Genomic DNA, 15894 nt, shown 5'->3' with positions numbered 1-15894 from the left:
GCGCTCACGCTCCCTCCGGCACGTCCAGGGCGGCCACCCGCTCCGGGTCGGCGAGGATGTGCAGGGCGACGATCCGGCCGTCGACGACGGTGATGCCCATGACGGACCGCACCTCTCCCTCGGGGCCGTTGAGGATCCCGACCGCGCCGCCCACCAGCGCGAGTCGCCCGGCCGGCGCGAACTGGCGGAAGAACATGGCCTGTTCGGCCACCGTCTTCGCCCCGTGCACCACCTTGGAGGCGGCCGCGCCCCGCACCAGTGCCCCGGCGTCGGCACGCAGCACCACATCGGGGTGGAGCACGGCGAGCAGCGCCTCGAAGTCCCCGGCGCGGGCGGCGGCCAGGAAGGCGGACACCACCTCGCGCTGCCGGCCGAGGTCCGGCTCCGCCGAGGGCGTGGCGCCCTGGACCCGGCGGCGGGCGCGGCTGGCGAGCTGTCGGGTCGCGGCCGTGCTGCGCTCCACGATCGGGGCGATGTCGTCGAACGGCACGGCGAACATGTCGTGCAGCACGAACGCGAGCCGTTCCGCGGGGTCCAGCGTCTCCAGCACGACCAGCAGGGCGAGGCCCACCGCGTCGGCCTGGAGCACCTCCTCCTCCGGGTCGGTCACGGACAGGGGTCTGATCACCGGGTCCGGCACGAAGGTGTCGTACCCCTCGTCCATCGGCTGTTCGCGGCGGGCGGTGCGCGAGCGCAGCAGGTCCAGGCAGACTCGGCCGATCACCGTGGTCAGCCAGCCGCCCAGGTTGCGCACCTCGCTCACATCGCTGCGGCTCAGCTTCAGCCAGGTCTCCTGTACGGCGTCGTCCGCCTCCGTGAGCGAGCCGAGCATCCGGTAGGCGACGGCCTTGAGATGCGTCCGGTGCTCCTCGAAGCGTGCCGCCAGTACGTCCGTGTCGGTCATGTCGCCTCTCCCCCTGTCGGCGTGGTGCGTCATCGGTTGAACAGCTCGAACGCCACGGCCGGGCGGCCGCCGAACCGCTCCCCCACCGACTTCGAGACCCCTGTCAGAAAGCCGCGTACATAGGTTTCCGGATCCTCGCTGGTGAGCGCCGCGATGTACGCGCGGTGTTCGAGCAGCGAGCCCACCGCGCGCTCCAGGCCCGCCGAGGCGTCCACGGCGTGGGTGGGGGTGGCGGATCCGGCGACCGCGACCCAGCGCACGCCGTTCCACGGCTCGAGGCCCTGCTCGGTCAGCTCCGGGAAGATCCAGCGGTTGCCGGCGTCCCCGGCGGCGTCGAGCGTGGCGCGGCCCACGGCCACGTGGTCCGGGGTGTTCCAGGCGACTCCGCCCCAGGTGTCGCGGTGGTTGAGGGTGATGACCAGTTCGGGACGGTGTCTGCGGATGGCGGCCGCGATGTCCCGGCGCAGGGCCGTGCCGTACTCGATCACGCCGTCGCGGTGGTCGAGGAACTCGACCGTCGACACGCCGACGACGGCCGCGCTCGCCCGCTGCTCCCGCTCGCGCAGGGGGGCGCACTCGGCGGGCGCGATGGTGTCGATGCCCGCCTCGCCGCGCGTCGCCAGGACGTAGGCGACCTCGCGGCCGGCGTCGGTCCAGGCGGCGACGGCCGCGGAGCACCCGTACTCCAGATCGTCCGGGTGCGCCACGACGGCCAGGGCCCGCTGCCAGTCCTCCGGCATCGGCTGCAGCTGAGTGATCGTCGGCTCGGTCATGCCTGAAGACTAATCGGTGACACCGACATCACACTTCGTCACGGGTGAGGGCGAGCAGCCGGTCCAGGACCCGCGGACCGCCGGCCCGGACGCCGTCGTGTTCGAACTCGTCGGTGACCCAGGTGCGCAGGCCGCGGACGGCCCGGGCGGTGCGCAGCGAGTGGGCGGTGTCCACGTACAGGTCGTCGTGGTAGATCGCGGCCGCGACCGGGACCTCGTTGGCGGCGAGGCGGGCGGGGTCGTACAGGGGCGTCCAGTCGGTGCGGGCGGCGAGGAGTTCGGCGGTCTCGCGCAGCGGGCGCAGCGCGGGGTCGGTGTCGAACATCCAGGGGTGGATCGTTTCGCCGGTCAGCAGCAGCGGTCCGTCGCCGGTGAGCGTCTTCGCCGCGTCGAACTGCGGGAACTCCGCGCGCACCCGTTCGGCGGACCAGGCGGTGGGGCGGGCGTCCTGGCCGTAGATCGCCTCGTGGACGAGGGCGTACAGGGGGTGGCCGGCGAAGGAGAGGAGGTTCTGGATCTCCTCCTGGAAGGCGTCGGACGGTTCGGGGCCGTGCGGGGTGGGGACGAAGGCCTCTTCGAGGAGGTGGTGCAGTCGGTGGCTGCCCTCGCCGCCGCCGAGCATGATGCCGACGGTCTGGAAGGCCTCGACGGTGAGGCGGTAGCCGTTCGGCAGGGTGACCTCGTGCTGGAGCAGGTGGTCGGCGATCCGGCGGACCCGCTCGACGTCCTGCGGGTAGCGGGCGTAGTGCGCGGCGGCCTTGCGTTCCATGCGCGGGTAGGCGGCGCGGTAGACGTCGTCGGCGTGGGCGTCGAGGGAGGGCAGACCTCCGGTGATCATGGCGGCGGCCAGGCCCTCGGGGGCGAGGGAGAGGTAGCTGACCGTGCAGAAGCCGCCGAAGCTCTGGCCGAGGACCGTCCAGGGGGCGCCGCCGGTGACCTCGCGGCGGATCGCCTCGCAGTCGCGGACGATCGAGTCGGCGCGGAAGTGCGTGAGGTAGTCGGCCTGCTCGGCCGGGCCGCCGCGCAGCGGGAGCGTCTGGCGGTTGGCGGGTGTGGAGTGTCCGGTGCCGCGCTGGTCGAGAAGGAGGACGCGGTACTCCTTCAGGGCGCGTCCGAGCCAGGCCGGCTTGCCGACGAAGCGGTTGGCGCCGAAGCCGGGGCCGCCCTGGAGGAACAGCAGCCAGGGCAGGTCCTGCCCGGCCTTGTCACTGGCGACGACCTCACGGGCGTACAGCTCGATCGTCTCCCCCGACGGGTCGGTGTGGTCGAGGGGGACGGTGAAACGGCGGTCGGTGAGGACGACGCCGGGCTGGCGGTAGCTGAGGGACAACAGGGGTCTCCTGGGACGCTCGATGTACGGGCCGCGTCCCAGTTCAGCACATGTCGGGGCACCCGCGGAGCCCGGGGGATCATGAACGGCTACTGAACAGCGGCTCAGCCGCTGCTCCGCGCCGTCCTCAGCGCGCCGAGAGGCTGGAGCGGCGCACCACCAGCTCCGGCTGGAGCACGACCCGCCGGTGCTCATGCTTGCGGCCCTCCTCCTCCGTCTCCTCCAGCAGCATCTCGGCGGCCAGGGCGCCCATGGTGACGGCGGGCTGGCGGACCGAGGTGAGCGGGACGGCCGCGGCGGCGGCGAACTCGATGTCGTCGTAGCCGACGATGGCGAGATCGTCGGGGACCCCGACGCCGGCCGCGTACATGGCCTGCAGGACGCCGAGGGCGAGCAGGTCGTTGGCGCAGAACACGGCCGTGGGGCGGTCGGCGAGCCCGAGCAGCCGGGCGCCGGCGTCCCGTCCGGCGGCCACGTCGAGCCGCTCGGTGGGCAGCTCGCGCAGGCACTCGGGGCCCAGGCCCGCCTCGGCGAGCGCGTTCAGGGCGCCGGTGCGGCGGTCGCGCACCTGGTTGAAGCCGGGCGGGCCGCTGACGTACGCGATGGAGCGGTGCCCGGCGTCGATGAGATGCCGTACGGCGAGCGCGCCGCCCGCCACGTCGTCCACCGACACCGAGCACTCGGTGGTGCCCTCGGAGACCCGGTCGACCAGCACGAACGGGATGCCGTGGCGGCGGAACGACTCGATGTTGCGGCCGGTCGCGTCGGCCGGGGTGAGCAGCACGCCCCGCACCCGCTGCTCGGCGAAGAGGGACAGGTACTCGGCCTCCTCGCCGACGCTCTCGGCGCTGTTGCAGACCATGACACCGAGGCCGGCGTCCCGGGCGGCCCGCTCGGCGCCCCGGGCGACGTCCACGAAGAACGGGTTGCCCATGTCGAGGACGAGCAGCCCCATGATCCGGCTGCGGCCGGCCCGCAGCTGGCGCGCGGACTCGCTGCGGACGTAGCCCAGGCGGTCTATCGCGGACAGCACACGCGCCCGGGTCTCGGTCGCGACCGTGTCCGGACGGTTGATGACGTTCGAGACCGTGCCCACGGATACTCCGGCGGCGCGGGCCACGTCCTTGATACCCACCGACTGGGTCATCGGGCAGGTTCCTCCAGGAAGACGGGGCGGCGGGAAGGCGGCTTCACATTACCCTCACGCCGCACCCGGTCGTTTTCGGTCAGGTGGGCAGGCGGAAGTTGAGGTTGCGCAGCGCCGAGGGCGTCGTACCGCTGGACTTCTCCTGGTACATGATCGACAGGAAGTGGTCCTGTCCGACCCGCGTCTCGTCGATCACGACCTCGCCGAAGGCGTTCAGCCCGGCGCCGACCCCGTCGTACAGGATCGTCCAGTCCGTGTATCCGGAGGCCTTGGAGGCTCCGGCGATACGGCAGAAGGGGAAGATCGCGTACGCGTTGTCGTACTTGTCCAGTATGAGTTTGGTGCGCTGACTGGAGTTCAGCGGGACCGGGATCTCGGTCTTCTGCCAGGTGCCCGAGGCGTTCTTGCGGACGTGGAAGGCGCGGCCGTTGGCGGTGCGGTCGGACACATAGTTCGTCGTGCACTGTCCGAAACGGCCGGGGACGTAGCTGATGATCGCGTGCGGCAGGCCGCCGGAGTCGGTGAACTGGCTCTCCTGGTTCATCAGGGAGTGGTCCGGGTTGAGGGCGTCGATCACCAGTCCGCTGTCGGTGACGGCGACCTTGTCGGAGCCGCCGGTGGTGCCGACGACGGTGCCCGCGTTGTTGCGCCAGGTGCGGCCGCGGTCGTCGGAGTAGACGTAGCCGGTGTCGTGGTTGGTGATGCCGCCGCTGGAGCACATCACGGCGCCGTTCTGCTCGCGCCAGGTGAAGAAGGAGTGCAGCCGGCCGTTCTTGTCGTAGTCGATGCCGTGCAGATACATGTTGCGGGCCGTGCTGGAGCCGTGCTCGCTGGTGTAGGTGCCGGTGGAGCTGGACCACTCCCCGAGGTTGGTCCAGGACGTGCCGTCGTACTCCGCCAGGGCGTTGCGGCCGTTGCCCGAGACGGCGACGCGGTAGCTCAGCTGGAGCTTGCCCTCGGGCGTCGAGACGAACTGCGGGTAGGTGAACTGGGAGGTGAGGGCGAGCCCGTCCAGGGTGGACTGGGGGGCGCCGAAACGGCTCGCGTCCCAGCTCAGCCCGGCCGGGTTGTCCATCAGCCCGGCCACCGACTTGACGTAGGTGAAGCCGTCGCTGTGCGAGTCCATGTTGAGGTGGAGCCGGCCGTCGACCTTGGAGACGCCCATGGAGATGACGTTGTGGGAGTCGTCGTAGCGCAGGGTGTGGCCGACCTTGACGGTCGACCAGGTGCTGGAGCCGAGCAGTCGGCGGCCGACGACGGCGTTGCGGTCGGCGGTGTACCAGACGGCGTACTGGTAGCCCTTGTAGGTCAGCAGGCCGTTCTTCTGGAAGGAGTTGTTGTTGACGAGACCGTCGTACGACACGAAGAAGATGGCCTGGTTGTCGAGGAGGGTGCTGCCGGTCAGGGTGACCGAGGGCCCGGGGTCGGCGGCGCGGGCCGTGCCGGCGGCGAGGGCGGGGGTGACCACGGCGGAGGCGAGGGCTGCGCCGAGCAGCGTACGTCTCTTCATCTCGGGGACTCCATTGTCGTGCGAGAGGGGGACGGGGATGTGAGGCGAGGGGGACGGGGTGTGTCAGGCGAGGTGGAACACCTCGGTGAGCGGCTTCATGGCCTCGTCGGGCCGGGCGCCGTCCAGGGATTCGAAGAAGGGCGCCATCTCGGCCTGCCAGCGGGCGTTGACCTCGGAAGCCTCCATGCCGGCGAGGGCGGCGGCGAAGTCCTCGGTCTCCAGGTAGCCGACGAGCAGGCCGTCGTCTCTCAGGAAGAGGGAGTAGTTGTGCCAGCCGGTGGCCGAGAGTGCTTCGAGCATCTCGGGCCACACGGCGGCGTGGCGTTCGCGGTACTCGGCGAGCTTGTCCTGGCGGACCTTGAGCAGGAAGCAGACGCGCTGCATGAAGTACCGCTCCTTCGGATCAGAAGTTGAACTGGTCGATGTTCTTGGCGTCGAACACGGTCGGCTTGCCGAGGCTGATCACACCGTCCTTGCCGATGGTGTACGAGGTGCCGCCGGCCGTGAAGGTCTCGCCCTCCTTGCCGGTGATCTGGCCGGAGACCAGCGCCACGGCCGTCTGCGCGGCCAGCGCGCCGAGCTTCGCCGGGTCCCACAGCTCGAAGGCGTCGACGGTGCCGTTCTTGACGTACTTGCGCATGTCGTTGGGGGTGCCGAGGCCGGTCAGCTTGACCTTGCCCTTGTACTTGGAGCCCGACAGGTACTGCGCGGCCGCCTTGATGCCGACGGTGGTCGGGGAGATGATCCCCTTCAGGTTCGGGTACTCCTGGAGCAGGCCCTGGGTCTGCTGGAAGGACTGCTGGGCGTCGTCGTTGCCGTACGCCACCTTGACGAGCTTGACGTCCTTGTACTTGGCGTCCTTCAGCTCGTCCTTCATGAAGTCGATCCAGGTGTTCTGGTTCGTCGCGGTCTGCGCGGCGGACAGGATCGCGATCTCGCCCTTGTAGCCGATCTGCTCGGCGAGCAGCTGCACCTCGGTGCGGCCCAGGTCCTCGGCGGAGGCCTGCGAGACGAAGGCGTTGCGGCACTCGGGGTTGGTGTCCGAGTCGTAGGTGACGACCTTGATCTTGTTGCTCATGGCCTGCTTGAGCGCGGTGCACAGGGCACCGGGGTCCTGCGCCGACACGGCCATCGCGTCGACCTGCTGCTGGGTCAGCGTGTTGACGTACGACACCTGCCCCGAGGTGTCGGTCGCGCTGGACGGACCGACCTCCTTGTAGCTGGAGCCCAGCTCCTTCAGGGCCGCCTCGCCGCCCTTGTCGGCGGAGGTGAAGTACGGGTTGTTGACCTGCTTCGGCAGGAAGCCGACGGTCAGGCCCTTCTTGGTGGCCGCGTTCGGGTCGGCCTTGCCGGTGGCGGCCGCGGAGGCGCCTTCGCTCTTCACGTCCTCCTTGGTGGTACCACCGCAGGCGGTGGCGGCGAGGGCGAGGGAGGAGACGACGGCGAGGGCGGCACAGGCACGCCGAAGGGATGACTTACGCATGGGGATCCTTCTGAGAGAGGTGAGGTGAATGCCTTTAGGGGCGCGGGGCTGTATCGATTTGCGGCTCCGCCGCGCGGGCGCGACCAGCCACAACCGGCCCGCCGACGGCGTACTGCCTATCCAGCGGAGCGTGCCGCCCGAGCAACGGAGACCTGCCGGGCGACCCGAGGGCCGAGCACGGAGACGACCAGCAGCACACCGGTCACGACGATCTGAGACTGCGCGGAGACATTGACGAGGCTCATCACGTTCTGCAGCGCCCCCAGCAGGAAGACACCGGCGATCGCACCGCCCAACGTCCCCTTGCCGCCGTCGAAGTCGATTCCTCCGAGCAACACCGCCGCGACGACGGAGAGTTCGAGCCCGGTCGCGTTGTCATAGCGAGCGCTGGCGTAGTGCAGCGCCCAGAAGATCCCGGTGAGCGACGCCATCAGCCCCGTCACCGTGAAGAGGATCAGTTTCTGCCGCTTGACGCGGATGCCGGCGAACCGCGCGGCCTCCTCGCTCGCGCCGGTCGCGAAGAGCGAGCGGCCGAACGGGGTGGCGTGCAGGACGACCACCGCGATCGCCAGCAGGACCAGGAAGGGCAGGAAGGCCTGCGGGAGGAAGCTGTTCCCGACCCGCCCGGCCGCGAAGTCCAGGTACTGGGAGGGGAAGTCGGTCACCGCGTCGGAGCCCAGCACGATCTGTGCGATGCCCCGGTAGGCGGCGAGGGTGCCGATGGTGACGGCGAGGGAGGGCAGCCCGAGGCGGGTCACGAGCAGACCGTTGATCAGCCCGCAGACGACACCGAGCAGCAGACAGATAGGGATGATCGTCTCGATGGTCATGCCCTGGTTCCACAGGGCGCCCATCACCGCGCCGGACAGACCGGCCGTGGAGGCGACCGAGAGGTCGATCTCTCCGGAGACCACCAGCAGGGTCATCGGCAGGGCGATCAGCGCGATCGGCAGGGTGTTGCCGATCAGGAAGGACAGGTTCAGCGCGTTGCCGAAGCCGTCCACGAAGGAGAAGGAGAACAGCAGCAGGACGATGAGGAGAGCGCTGACGACCGTGTCCCACCGGATCGCGCGGTTCAGGGACTCAGGCACGGGCCTCCCCCTTCTCTACGGCCGGCTTGACCGACGCCGACTTCTTCTTCAGGGCGGCCGCCACCCGCAGGGCCACGATCCGGTCGACCGCGATCGCCAGCAGGAGCAGGAAGCCGTTGATGGCCAGCACCCAGACCGAGCTCACGCCCAGGGCGGGCAGGACGCTGTTGATGGAGGTCAGGAGCAGGGCGCCCAGTGCGGCGCCGTAGACGCTGCCGGAGCCGCCGGTGAAGACGACACCGCCGACCACGACCGCGCTGACCACGGTGAGTTCGTAGCCGTTGCCGGTCCCGGAGTCGACGTTGCCGAACCGGGCCAGGTACATCGCGCCGGCCAGGCCGGCGAGGCCGCCGCAGAAGGTGTACGCGGCGAGGATCCGCTTGCGCACCGGGATACCGGCGAGCCGTGCGGCTTCGGGGTTGGAGCCGAGGGCGTACAGCTCCCGGCCGCTGCCGAAGTGCTTGAGGTAGTAGGCGGTCGCCACCAGCACCGCCACCGCGATCAGCGCCAGCCAGGGCACCGCGGAGAGGCCGCCGGAGCCGAAGTCCACGAACCCGCCGGGCAGGTCGGCCGCGGTGATCTGCCGGGAGCCGACCCAGATGGAGTCGATGCCCCGGATGATGTACAGCGTGCCGAGGGTGACGACGAGGGCGGGCACCTGGCCGAGGCTGACCAGCAGACCGTTGAGGAGCCCGAAGCCGACGCCGAGCAGGATCGCCAGGACGATCGCGATCACCGGGTTGCCGCCGCCCTGCAGATAGGTGCCGGCGGCGAAGGCGGTGATGCCGAGGGTGGAGCCGACCGACAGGTCGACGTTGCGGGTGATGACGACCAGCGACTGGCCGGTGGCGACCAGCACCAGGATGGTCGCGTTCAGCAGCAGGTCCTTGATGCCCTGCTCGGAGAGGAACTCGCTGTTGCCGGCCTGGGTGACGGCGATCATCACCAGGAAGACAGCCAGGATGGCGAGTTCGCGCATCTTGAAGACACGGTCGACGAGTCGCGTCCCACTGGACTTGGGCGCCTCGGCGACGGGGGCCTGCTCAGGAGTGGCGACCGTCATGCGGCTGCCCTCCCGGTGGCTGCGGCCATCACGGTTTCCTCGGTGGCGTCGGTACGGGGGATCTCGGCGGTGATCCGGCCCTCGTGCATCACCAGCACGCGGTCGGCCATGCCGAGGATCTCGGGCAGGTCGGAGGAGATCATCAGGACGGCGACCCCGTCGGCGGCCAGCTCGCTGAGCAGCCGGTGCACCTCGGCCTTGGTGCCGACGTCGATACCGCGGGTCGGCTCGTCGACGATCAGTACCTTGGGGGCGGTGGCCAGCCACTTGGCGAGGACGACCTTCTGCTGGTTGCCGCCGGAGAGCGTGTTGACGGTGTCGGCGATCCGGGCGTACTTCACCTGCAGCTTGACCGCCCAGTCGAGGGAGCGGCTGCGTTCGGCACCCCGGTCCATCAGGCCGGCCTTCACCGTCGTACGGAGTCCGGTGAGGCCGATGTTGCGCTCGATCGACATGTCCATCACCAGGCCCTGGGCGCGGCGGTCCTCGGGGACCAGGGCGAGTCCGGCGGCCATCGCGGTGGAGGGGGCGCCGTTGACCAGCGCCCTGCCGTCCACGGTGACCTCGCCGGCGTCCCAGCGGTCGATCCCGAACACGGCGCGGGCCACTTCGGTGCGTCCGGCGCCGACCAGTCCGGCCAGTCCGACGATCTCGCCGCGCCGGACCTCGAAGGAGACGTCGGTGAAGACGCCCTCGCGGGTCAGCCGACGGACGCTGAGGGCGACTTCGCCCGGGGTGACGTCCTGCTTGGGGTAGAGCTCGTCGAGGTCGCGGCCGACCATACGGCGGACCAGGTCGTCCTCGGTCATGCCGTCGAGGGGCTCGCTGGCGATCCAGGCGCCGTCGCGCAGGGTCGTCACCCGCTGGCAGATCTCGAAGATCTCCTCGAGCCGGTGGGAGATGAACAGGACGGCCGCGCCCTGCTCGCGCAGGGTCCGCACGACTCCGAAGAGGCGGGCGACCTCGCTGCCGGTGAGGGCGGCGGTCGGCTCGTCCATGATCAGGACGCGGGCGTCGAAGGAGAGCGCCTTGGCGATCTCGACGATCTGCTGGTCGGCGATGGACAGTCCGCGCGCCGGGCGGTCCGGGTCGAGGTCGACGCCGAGCCGGGTCATCAGGGCGGCGGTCGCCGCGTGGGTGGCCTTGTGGTCGATCCGGCCGAGGGCGCGCCGCGGCTGGCGGCCCATGAAGATGTTCTCGGCGATCGAAAGGTCGGGGAAGAGCGTGGGTTCCTGGTAGATCACGGCGATGCCGGCGTCGCGGGCGTCGCCGGGACCGTGGAAGACCACGGGCTCACCGTCGAGCAGCACCCGGCCGGCGTCCGGTCGGTGCACCCCCGCGAGGGTCTTGATCAGGGTCGACTTGCCCGCGCCGTTCTCCCCGGCGAGGGCGTGCACCTCGCCGGGGAACAGCTCCAGGGAGACGCCCCGCAGGGCGCGTACGGCACCGAAGGACTTGGCGACGTCCCTCAGCGCCAGCACCGGGGCCGGTCCCGTGTCGGACGGGTGGGTCATGGGTGGCTCCTCGACGACGGCCGCAACCGGTGCCCTCAGGGGTCCGTCACGGCGTCGTGAAAGGTTTCAACTGGATTGCCGGGACGTTAGGCACGCCGGGCATGTCACGTCAATGGGTCCGTCTCGAAAATCTTTCGATAGCTGAAGGTCACGCGGATGTCACGAAAAGGGCGCGTGGTCGAAGGGGTTGACACTCCTACCGGAGGCTCATAGCTTCCCGTTCTGAATCGTTTCATCCGGCGCAGGTGCCGGACCGATGTCACAGGAGCCCGAAGTGACCGACCTCGCCGCGGTGAAGGCCGCGCTGAAGACCCAGGCCGTCGAGACGCCGTCGTGGGCGTACGGGAACTCGGGGACCCGCTTCAAGGTGTTCGCCCAGGAGGGCGTGCCACGCACCCCGCAGGAGAAACTGGAGGACGCGGCGCAGGTCCACGCGTTCACCGGAGTGGCGCCGACCGTCGCGCTGCACATCCCGTGGGACAAGGTGGAGGACTACTCCGCACTTGCGAAACATGCCGAGGACCGGGGGGTGAAGCTGGGGGCGATCAACTCCAACACCTTCCAGGACGACGCCTACAAACTGGGCAGCATCTGCCATCCCGACGCGGGGGTGCGGCGCAAGGCCGTCGATCATCTGCTGGAGTGCGTCGACATCATGGACGCGACGGGCTCCGCCGATCTGAAGCTGTGGTTCGCCGACGGCACCAATTACCCGGGGCAGGACGATGTGCGGGCGCGGCAGGACCGGCTGGCCGAGGGGCTGGCCGAGGTGTACGAGCGGCTCGGCGACGGGCAGCGGATGCTGCTGGAGTACAAGTTCTTCGAGCCGGCCTTCTACACGACCGATGTCCCCGACTGGGGGACGGCGTACGCGCACTGTCTGAAGCTGGGGCCGAAGGCACAGGTCGTGGTCGACACGGGGCACCATGCGCCGGGGACCAACATCGAGTTCATCGTGGCCACGCTGCTGCGGGAGGGGAAGCTCGGGGGGTTCGACTTCAACTCGCGGTTCTACGCCGATGACGATCTGATGGTGGGCGCCGCCGATCCGTTCCAGCTGTTCCGGATCATGTACGAGGTCGTACGGGGCGGGGGGTACACCTCCGAGGTGGCGTTCATGCTGGACCAGTGCCACAACATCGAGGCGAAGATTCCGGCGATCATCCGGTCGGTGATGAATGTGCAGGAGGCGACGGCTAAGGCGTTGCTCGTCGACCGGTCGGCGCTTTCTGCTGCGCAGGCTTCCGGGGATGTGCTGGAAGCCAACGCCGTCTTGATGGACGCGTACAACACGGACGTGCGTCCGCTGCTGCGTGAGGTGCGGGAGGAGATGGAGTTGGACCCCGAGCCTCTTGCCGCGTACCGGCGGTCGGGGTGGGCCGAGAAGATCGTTGCTGAGCGGGTTGGCGGAGAGCAGGCCGGTTGGGGTGCGTGAGCGTCTGCCTGGATCTGTTCGTCGCGGGCTGCGGGCCGGATGTGGCTGGTCGCGCCCACGCGGCGGAGCCGCACATTGATACGGCCCCGCGCCCCTGAAAAACATGCACTCACCCCTTTCAAGTAAGGACTGAAGGTTCATGGCACCGCACCCCGAAGCTGCCGCACTCCTCGCCAGGTCCCACAGGCTCGGCTCTGATCCCCGGAACACCAACTACGCGGGCGGCAACGCGTCCGCGAAAGGCACCGACATCGATCCCGTCACCGGCTCGGATGTCGAGCTGATGTGGGTGAAGGGGTCGGGAGGCGATCTCGGCACGCTCACCGAGAGCGGGCTCGCCGTGTTGCGGCTGGATCGGCTGCGAGGGCTCGTCGAGGTGTACCCGGGGGTCGAGCGTGAGGACGAGATGGTCGCCGCGTTCGACTACTGCCTGCACGGGAAGGGCGGGGCCGCTCCGTCCATCGACACCGCCATGCACGGGCTCGTCGACGCCGCCCATGTGGATCATCTGCACCCGGACTCCGGGATCGCGCTCGCCTGTGCCGCCGACGGGGAGAAGCTGACCGCCGAGTGCTTCGGGGACACGGTGGCGTGGGTGCCGTGGCGGCGGCCCGGGTTCCAGCTGGGGCTGGACATCGCCGCCATCAAGGAAGCCAACCCGCAGGCCATCGGGGTCGTCCTGGGCGGGCACGGGATCACCGCCTGGGGTGACAGCGCCGAGGAGTGCGAGCGGAACTCGCTGCACATCATCCGGACCGCGGAGAAGTTCCTGGAGGAGCGGGGGAAGGCCGAGCCCTTCGGGCCCGTCGTCGAGGGGTACGAGGCACTGCCCGAGGGTGAGCGGCGGGAGCGGGCCGCCGCGCTCGCACCGTATGTGCGGGCGATCGCCTCGCAGGACCGGCCGCAGGTCGGGCACTTCGACGACTCCGAGGTCGTCCTCGATTTCGTCGCCCGGGCCGAGCATCCTCGGCTCGCCGCGCTCGGCACCTCGTGCCCGGACCACTTCCTGCGGACCAAGGTGCGGCCGCTGGTGCTCGACCTGCCGCCCGCCGCTCCGCTCGACGAGGCGATCGCGCGGCTTCGGGAGCTGCACGCCGAGTACCGGGAGGAGTACGCCGCCTACTACGCGCGGCACGCCGAGGCGGACTCCCCCGCCCTGCGCGGCGCCGACCCGGCGATCGTGCTCGTGCCGGGGGTGGGCATGTTCTCGTTCGGCAAGGACAAGCAGACCGCGCGGGTCGCGGGCGAGTTCTACGTCAACGCCATCAACGTGATGCGCGGGGCCGAGGCGGTGTCCTCCTACGCGCCGATCGAGGAGCGGGAGAAGTTCCGCATCGAGTACTGGGCGCTGGAGGAGGCCAAGCTCCAGCGGATGCCGAAGCCGAAGGCGCTGGCCACGCGTGTGGCGCTGGTGACGGGGGCCGGCAGCGGGATCGGGAAGGCCATCGCGGGCCGGCTCGTCGCGGAAGGGGCGTGTGTCGTCGTCGCCGATCTCAACGGTGACAACGCCGCCGCCGTCGCCGGGGAGCTGGGCGGGCCGGACAAGGCCGTCGCCGTGACCGTCGACGTGACCTCCGAGGAGCAGATCGCCGACGCCTTCAAGGCCGCGGCGCTCGCCTTCGGCGGCGTCGATCTCGTGGTCAACAACGCGGGGATCTCCATCTCCAAGCCGCTGCTGGAGACCTCGGCGAAGGACTGGGACCTGCAGCACGACATCATGGCCCGGGGGTCGTTCCTGGTGTCGCGCGAGGCGGCCCGCGTGATGATCGCGCAGGGGCTGGGCGGGGACATCGTCTACATCGCCTCGAAGAACGCCGTGTTCGCCGGCCCCAACAACATCGCCTACTCCGCCACCAAGGCCGACCAGGCCCACCAGGTGCGGCTGCTGGCCGCCGAGCTGGGTGAGCACGGGATCCGGGTGAACGGGGTCAATCCGGACGGGGTGGTGCGGGGGTCGGGCATCTTCGCCGGGGGCTGGGGTGCCCAGCGGGCCGCGACCTACGGCATCGAGGAGGAGAAGCTGGGCGAGTTCTACGCGCAGCGGACCATCCTCAAGCGGGAGGTGCTGCCCGAGCACGTCGCGAACGCGGTGTTCGCGCTGACGGGCGGGGAGCTGACCCACACCACCGGGCTGCATGTGCCCGTCGACGCGGGTGTGGCGGCCGCGTTCCTCCGGTGACGGCCGTGAGGTCGTACGCCGCGGTCGACCTCGGCGCGTCCAGCGGGCGGGTCATGGTCGGCCGGGTCGGCCCGGACTCGCTGGAGCTGGCGGAGGCGCACCGGTTCGTGAACCGTCCGGTGCGGGTGCCGGAGGGGCTGCGGTGGGACGTGCTGTCGCTGTACGCCGGTGTCCTGGACGGGCTGCGGGCGGCAGGACAGGTCGACTCCGTCGGCATCGACAGTTGGGCCGTGGACTACGGGCTGCTGGACGCCGACGGGGCGCTGCTCGGCAACCCGGTGCACTACCGGGACGCGCGCACCGAGGGCATCGCGGAGAAGGTGTGGGCCACCGTGCCGGCGGCCGAGCTGTACGCGGCGACCGGCATCCAGTACGCGCCCTTCAACACCCTCTACCAGCTGACCGCGGCCGCCGACTCGGCCCAGCTGAGCCACGCAGAGCGGCTGTTGCTCATCCCCGATCTGCTGACGTACTGGCTGACCGGCGAGCAGGGCACCGAGCTGACCAACGCCTCCACGACCCAGCTCGTCGATCCCCGGACGCGCGACTGGTCGTACGACGTCGCCGCGCGGCTGGGCATCGACCTGGAGCTGTTCGCGCCGCTGCGGCAGCCCGGTGACCCGGCCGGGGTGCTGCGGGCACGGGTGCTGGAGGAGACGGGGCTGACCGGGCCCGTGCCGGTGACGGCCGTCGGGTCGCACGACACGGCGTCCGCGGTGGCGGCCGTGCCGGCGACCGGTGAGCGGTTCGCTTACATCTGCACCGGCACCTGGTCCCTGGCGGGCCTCGAACTGACGGCGCCCGTGCTCACCGAGGAGAGCCGCGCCGCCAACTTCACCAACGAGCTGGGGCTGGACGGCACGGTCCGCTATCTGCGCAACATCATGGGGCTGTGGCTGCTCCAGGAGTGCGTACGGGCCTGGGGGGACCCGGATCTGGGCGCGCTGCTGCGGGAAGCGGCCGCCGCTCCCGCGCTGCGGTCGGTCGTGGACGCGGGGGACGCCGTCTTCCTCGCGCCGGGGCGGATGCCGGAGCGGATCGCCGAGGCGTGCCGGGCCACCGGGCAGCCGGTGCCGCAGACGCGGGGTGAGATCACGCGGTGCATCCTCGACTCGCTCGCCCTGGCCCACCGGCGGGCGGTCGAGGACGCCCAGCGGCTCGCCGGTCATCCCGTCGACGTCGTGCACATCGTGGGTGGTGGTACCCGCAACGAGCTGCTGTGCCGGCTCACCGCCGATGCCTGCGGGTTGCCGGTGGTGGCCGGACCGACGGAGGCGGCGGCGCTCGGCAACGTGCTGGTGCAGGCCCGGGCGCACGGGCTGGTCGGGGACCTCGCGGGGATGCGGCGCCTGCTCGCCCGTACCCAGCCCCTGACGCGCTACGAGCCGCGGGGCGGCACCGCGCGGTGGCAGGAGGCGCAGGCCCGGCTCGCCACGCGGTGAGCCGGGGTCTCCCCCCGATCCTT

The 15894-nt window shown here is 70.5% G+C and carries 13 protein-coding genes; 3 read left to right on the top strand and 10 right to left on the bottom strand.

The features are described from left to right. Positions 1–4: 4 nt before the first annotated feature. The 10 genes from ACIRF9_RS10025 to ACIRF9_RS09980 all read right to left on the bottom strand — a co-directional run bounded on the left by ACIRF9_RS10025 (position 5) and on the right by ACIRF9_RS09980 (position 10815). Positions 5–904, bottom strand: a complete 900-nt coding sequence (locus ACIRF9_RS10025; RefSeq protein ID WP_403818778.1) for a sigma-70 family RNA polymerase sigma factor — start codon at positions 902–904, stop codon at positions 5–7. A 29-nt stretch (positions 905–933) separates the two neighbouring features. Then, positions 934–1677 (bottom strand): PIG-L deacetylase family protein, encoded by a 744-nt coding sequence (locus ACIRF9_RS10020; protein ID WP_403818776.1) that lies wholly within the window; start codon positions 1675–1677, stop codon positions 934–936. Positions 1678–1705: 28 nt separating this feature from the next. Further along, on the bottom strand, positions 1706–3007 hold the full coding sequence (locus tag ACIRF9_RS10015; RefSeq protein ID WP_403818774.1) for an alpha/beta fold hydrolase: 1302 nt from the start codon (positions 3005–3007) through the stop codon (positions 1706–1708). 127 nt (positions 3008–3134) lie between these two features. After that, complete coding sequence (locus ACIRF9_RS10010; protein ID WP_403818772.1) at positions 3135–4154, bottom strand: LacI family DNA-binding transcriptional regulator; 1020 nt, start codon at positions 4152–4154, stop codon at positions 3135–3137. Positions 4155–4233: 79 nt separating this feature from the next. Then, entirely contained in the window at positions 4234–5664 is a 1431-nt protein-coding gene (locus tag ACIRF9_RS10005; protein WP_403818770.1) for a BNR repeat-containing protein, read from the bottom strand. Between the two features lie 63 nt (positions 5665–5727). Beyond that, on the bottom strand, positions 5728–6048 hold the full coding sequence (locus ACIRF9_RS10000) for an L-rhamnose mutarotase (RefSeq protein WP_403818768.1): 321 nt from the start codon (positions 6046–6048) through the stop codon (positions 5728–5730). 19 nt (positions 6049–6067) lie between these two features. Next, positions 6068–7147 carry a rhamnose ABC transporter substrate-binding protein gene (gene rhaS, locus ACIRF9_RS09995; protein ID WP_403818766.1) on the bottom strand — a complete coding sequence of 360 codons (1080 nt, stop codon included), beginning with the start codon at positions 7145–7147 and terminating at the stop codon, positions 6068–6070. 116 nt (positions 7148–7263) lie between these two features. Further along, positions 7264–8238 (bottom strand): ABC transporter permease, encoded by a 975-nt coding sequence (locus ACIRF9_RS09990; RefSeq protein WP_403818764.1) that lies wholly within the window; start codon positions 8236–8238, stop codon positions 7264–7266. After that, the gene (locus ACIRF9_RS09985; protein WP_403818762.1) at positions 8231–9301 is read right to left on the bottom strand and encodes an ABC transporter permease; all 1071 of its coding nucleotides are present in this window, start codon (positions 9299–9301) and stop codon (positions 8231–8233) included. Before ACIRF9_RS09985 ends, ACIRF9_RS09990 begins: the two co-directional genes overlap by 8 nt. Further along, entirely contained in the window at positions 9298–10815 is a 1518-nt protein-coding gene (locus ACIRF9_RS09980; protein WP_403818760.1) for a sugar ABC transporter ATP-binding protein, read from the bottom strand. The genes ACIRF9_RS09985 and ACIRF9_RS09980 overlap by 4 nt, the downstream gene beginning before the upstream one ends. Positions 10816–11089: 274 nt before the next feature. Here ACIRF9_RS09980 and rhaI point away from each other — a divergent pair, with 274 nt between their 5' ends. The 3 genes from rhaI (at position 11090) to ACIRF9_RS09965 (ending at position 15871) form a co-directional block, all read left to right on the top strand. Continuing rightward, the gene (gene rhaI / locus ACIRF9_RS09975) at positions 11090–12250 is read left to right on the top strand and encodes an L-rhamnose isomerase (RefSeq protein ID WP_403818758.1); all 1161 of its coding nucleotides are present in this window, start codon (positions 11090–11092) and stop codon (positions 12248–12250) included. Between the two features lie 139 nt (positions 12251–12389). Next, entirely contained in the window at positions 12390–14429 is a 2040-nt protein-coding gene (locus ACIRF9_RS09970; RefSeq protein ID WP_403818756.1) for a bifunctional aldolase/short-chain dehydrogenase, read from the top strand. Between the two features lie 53 nt (positions 14430–14482). After that, the gene (locus ACIRF9_RS09965; RefSeq protein WP_403819035.1) at positions 14483–15871 is read left to right on the top strand and encodes a rhamnulokinase family protein; all 1389 of its coding nucleotides are present in this window, start codon (positions 14483–14485) and stop codon (positions 15869–15871) included. Positions 15872–15894: the final 23 nt, after the last annotated feature.

The sequence above is a fragment of the Streptomyces sp. NPDC096132 genome (genome assembly GCF_044763345.1).
GTDB lineage: Bacteria > Actinomycetota > Actinomycetes > Streptomycetales > Streptomycetaceae > Streptomyces.
The sequence above is the reverse complement of the archived record's forward strand: the minus strand, read 5'-3'. Positions and strand labels throughout refer to the sequence as shown.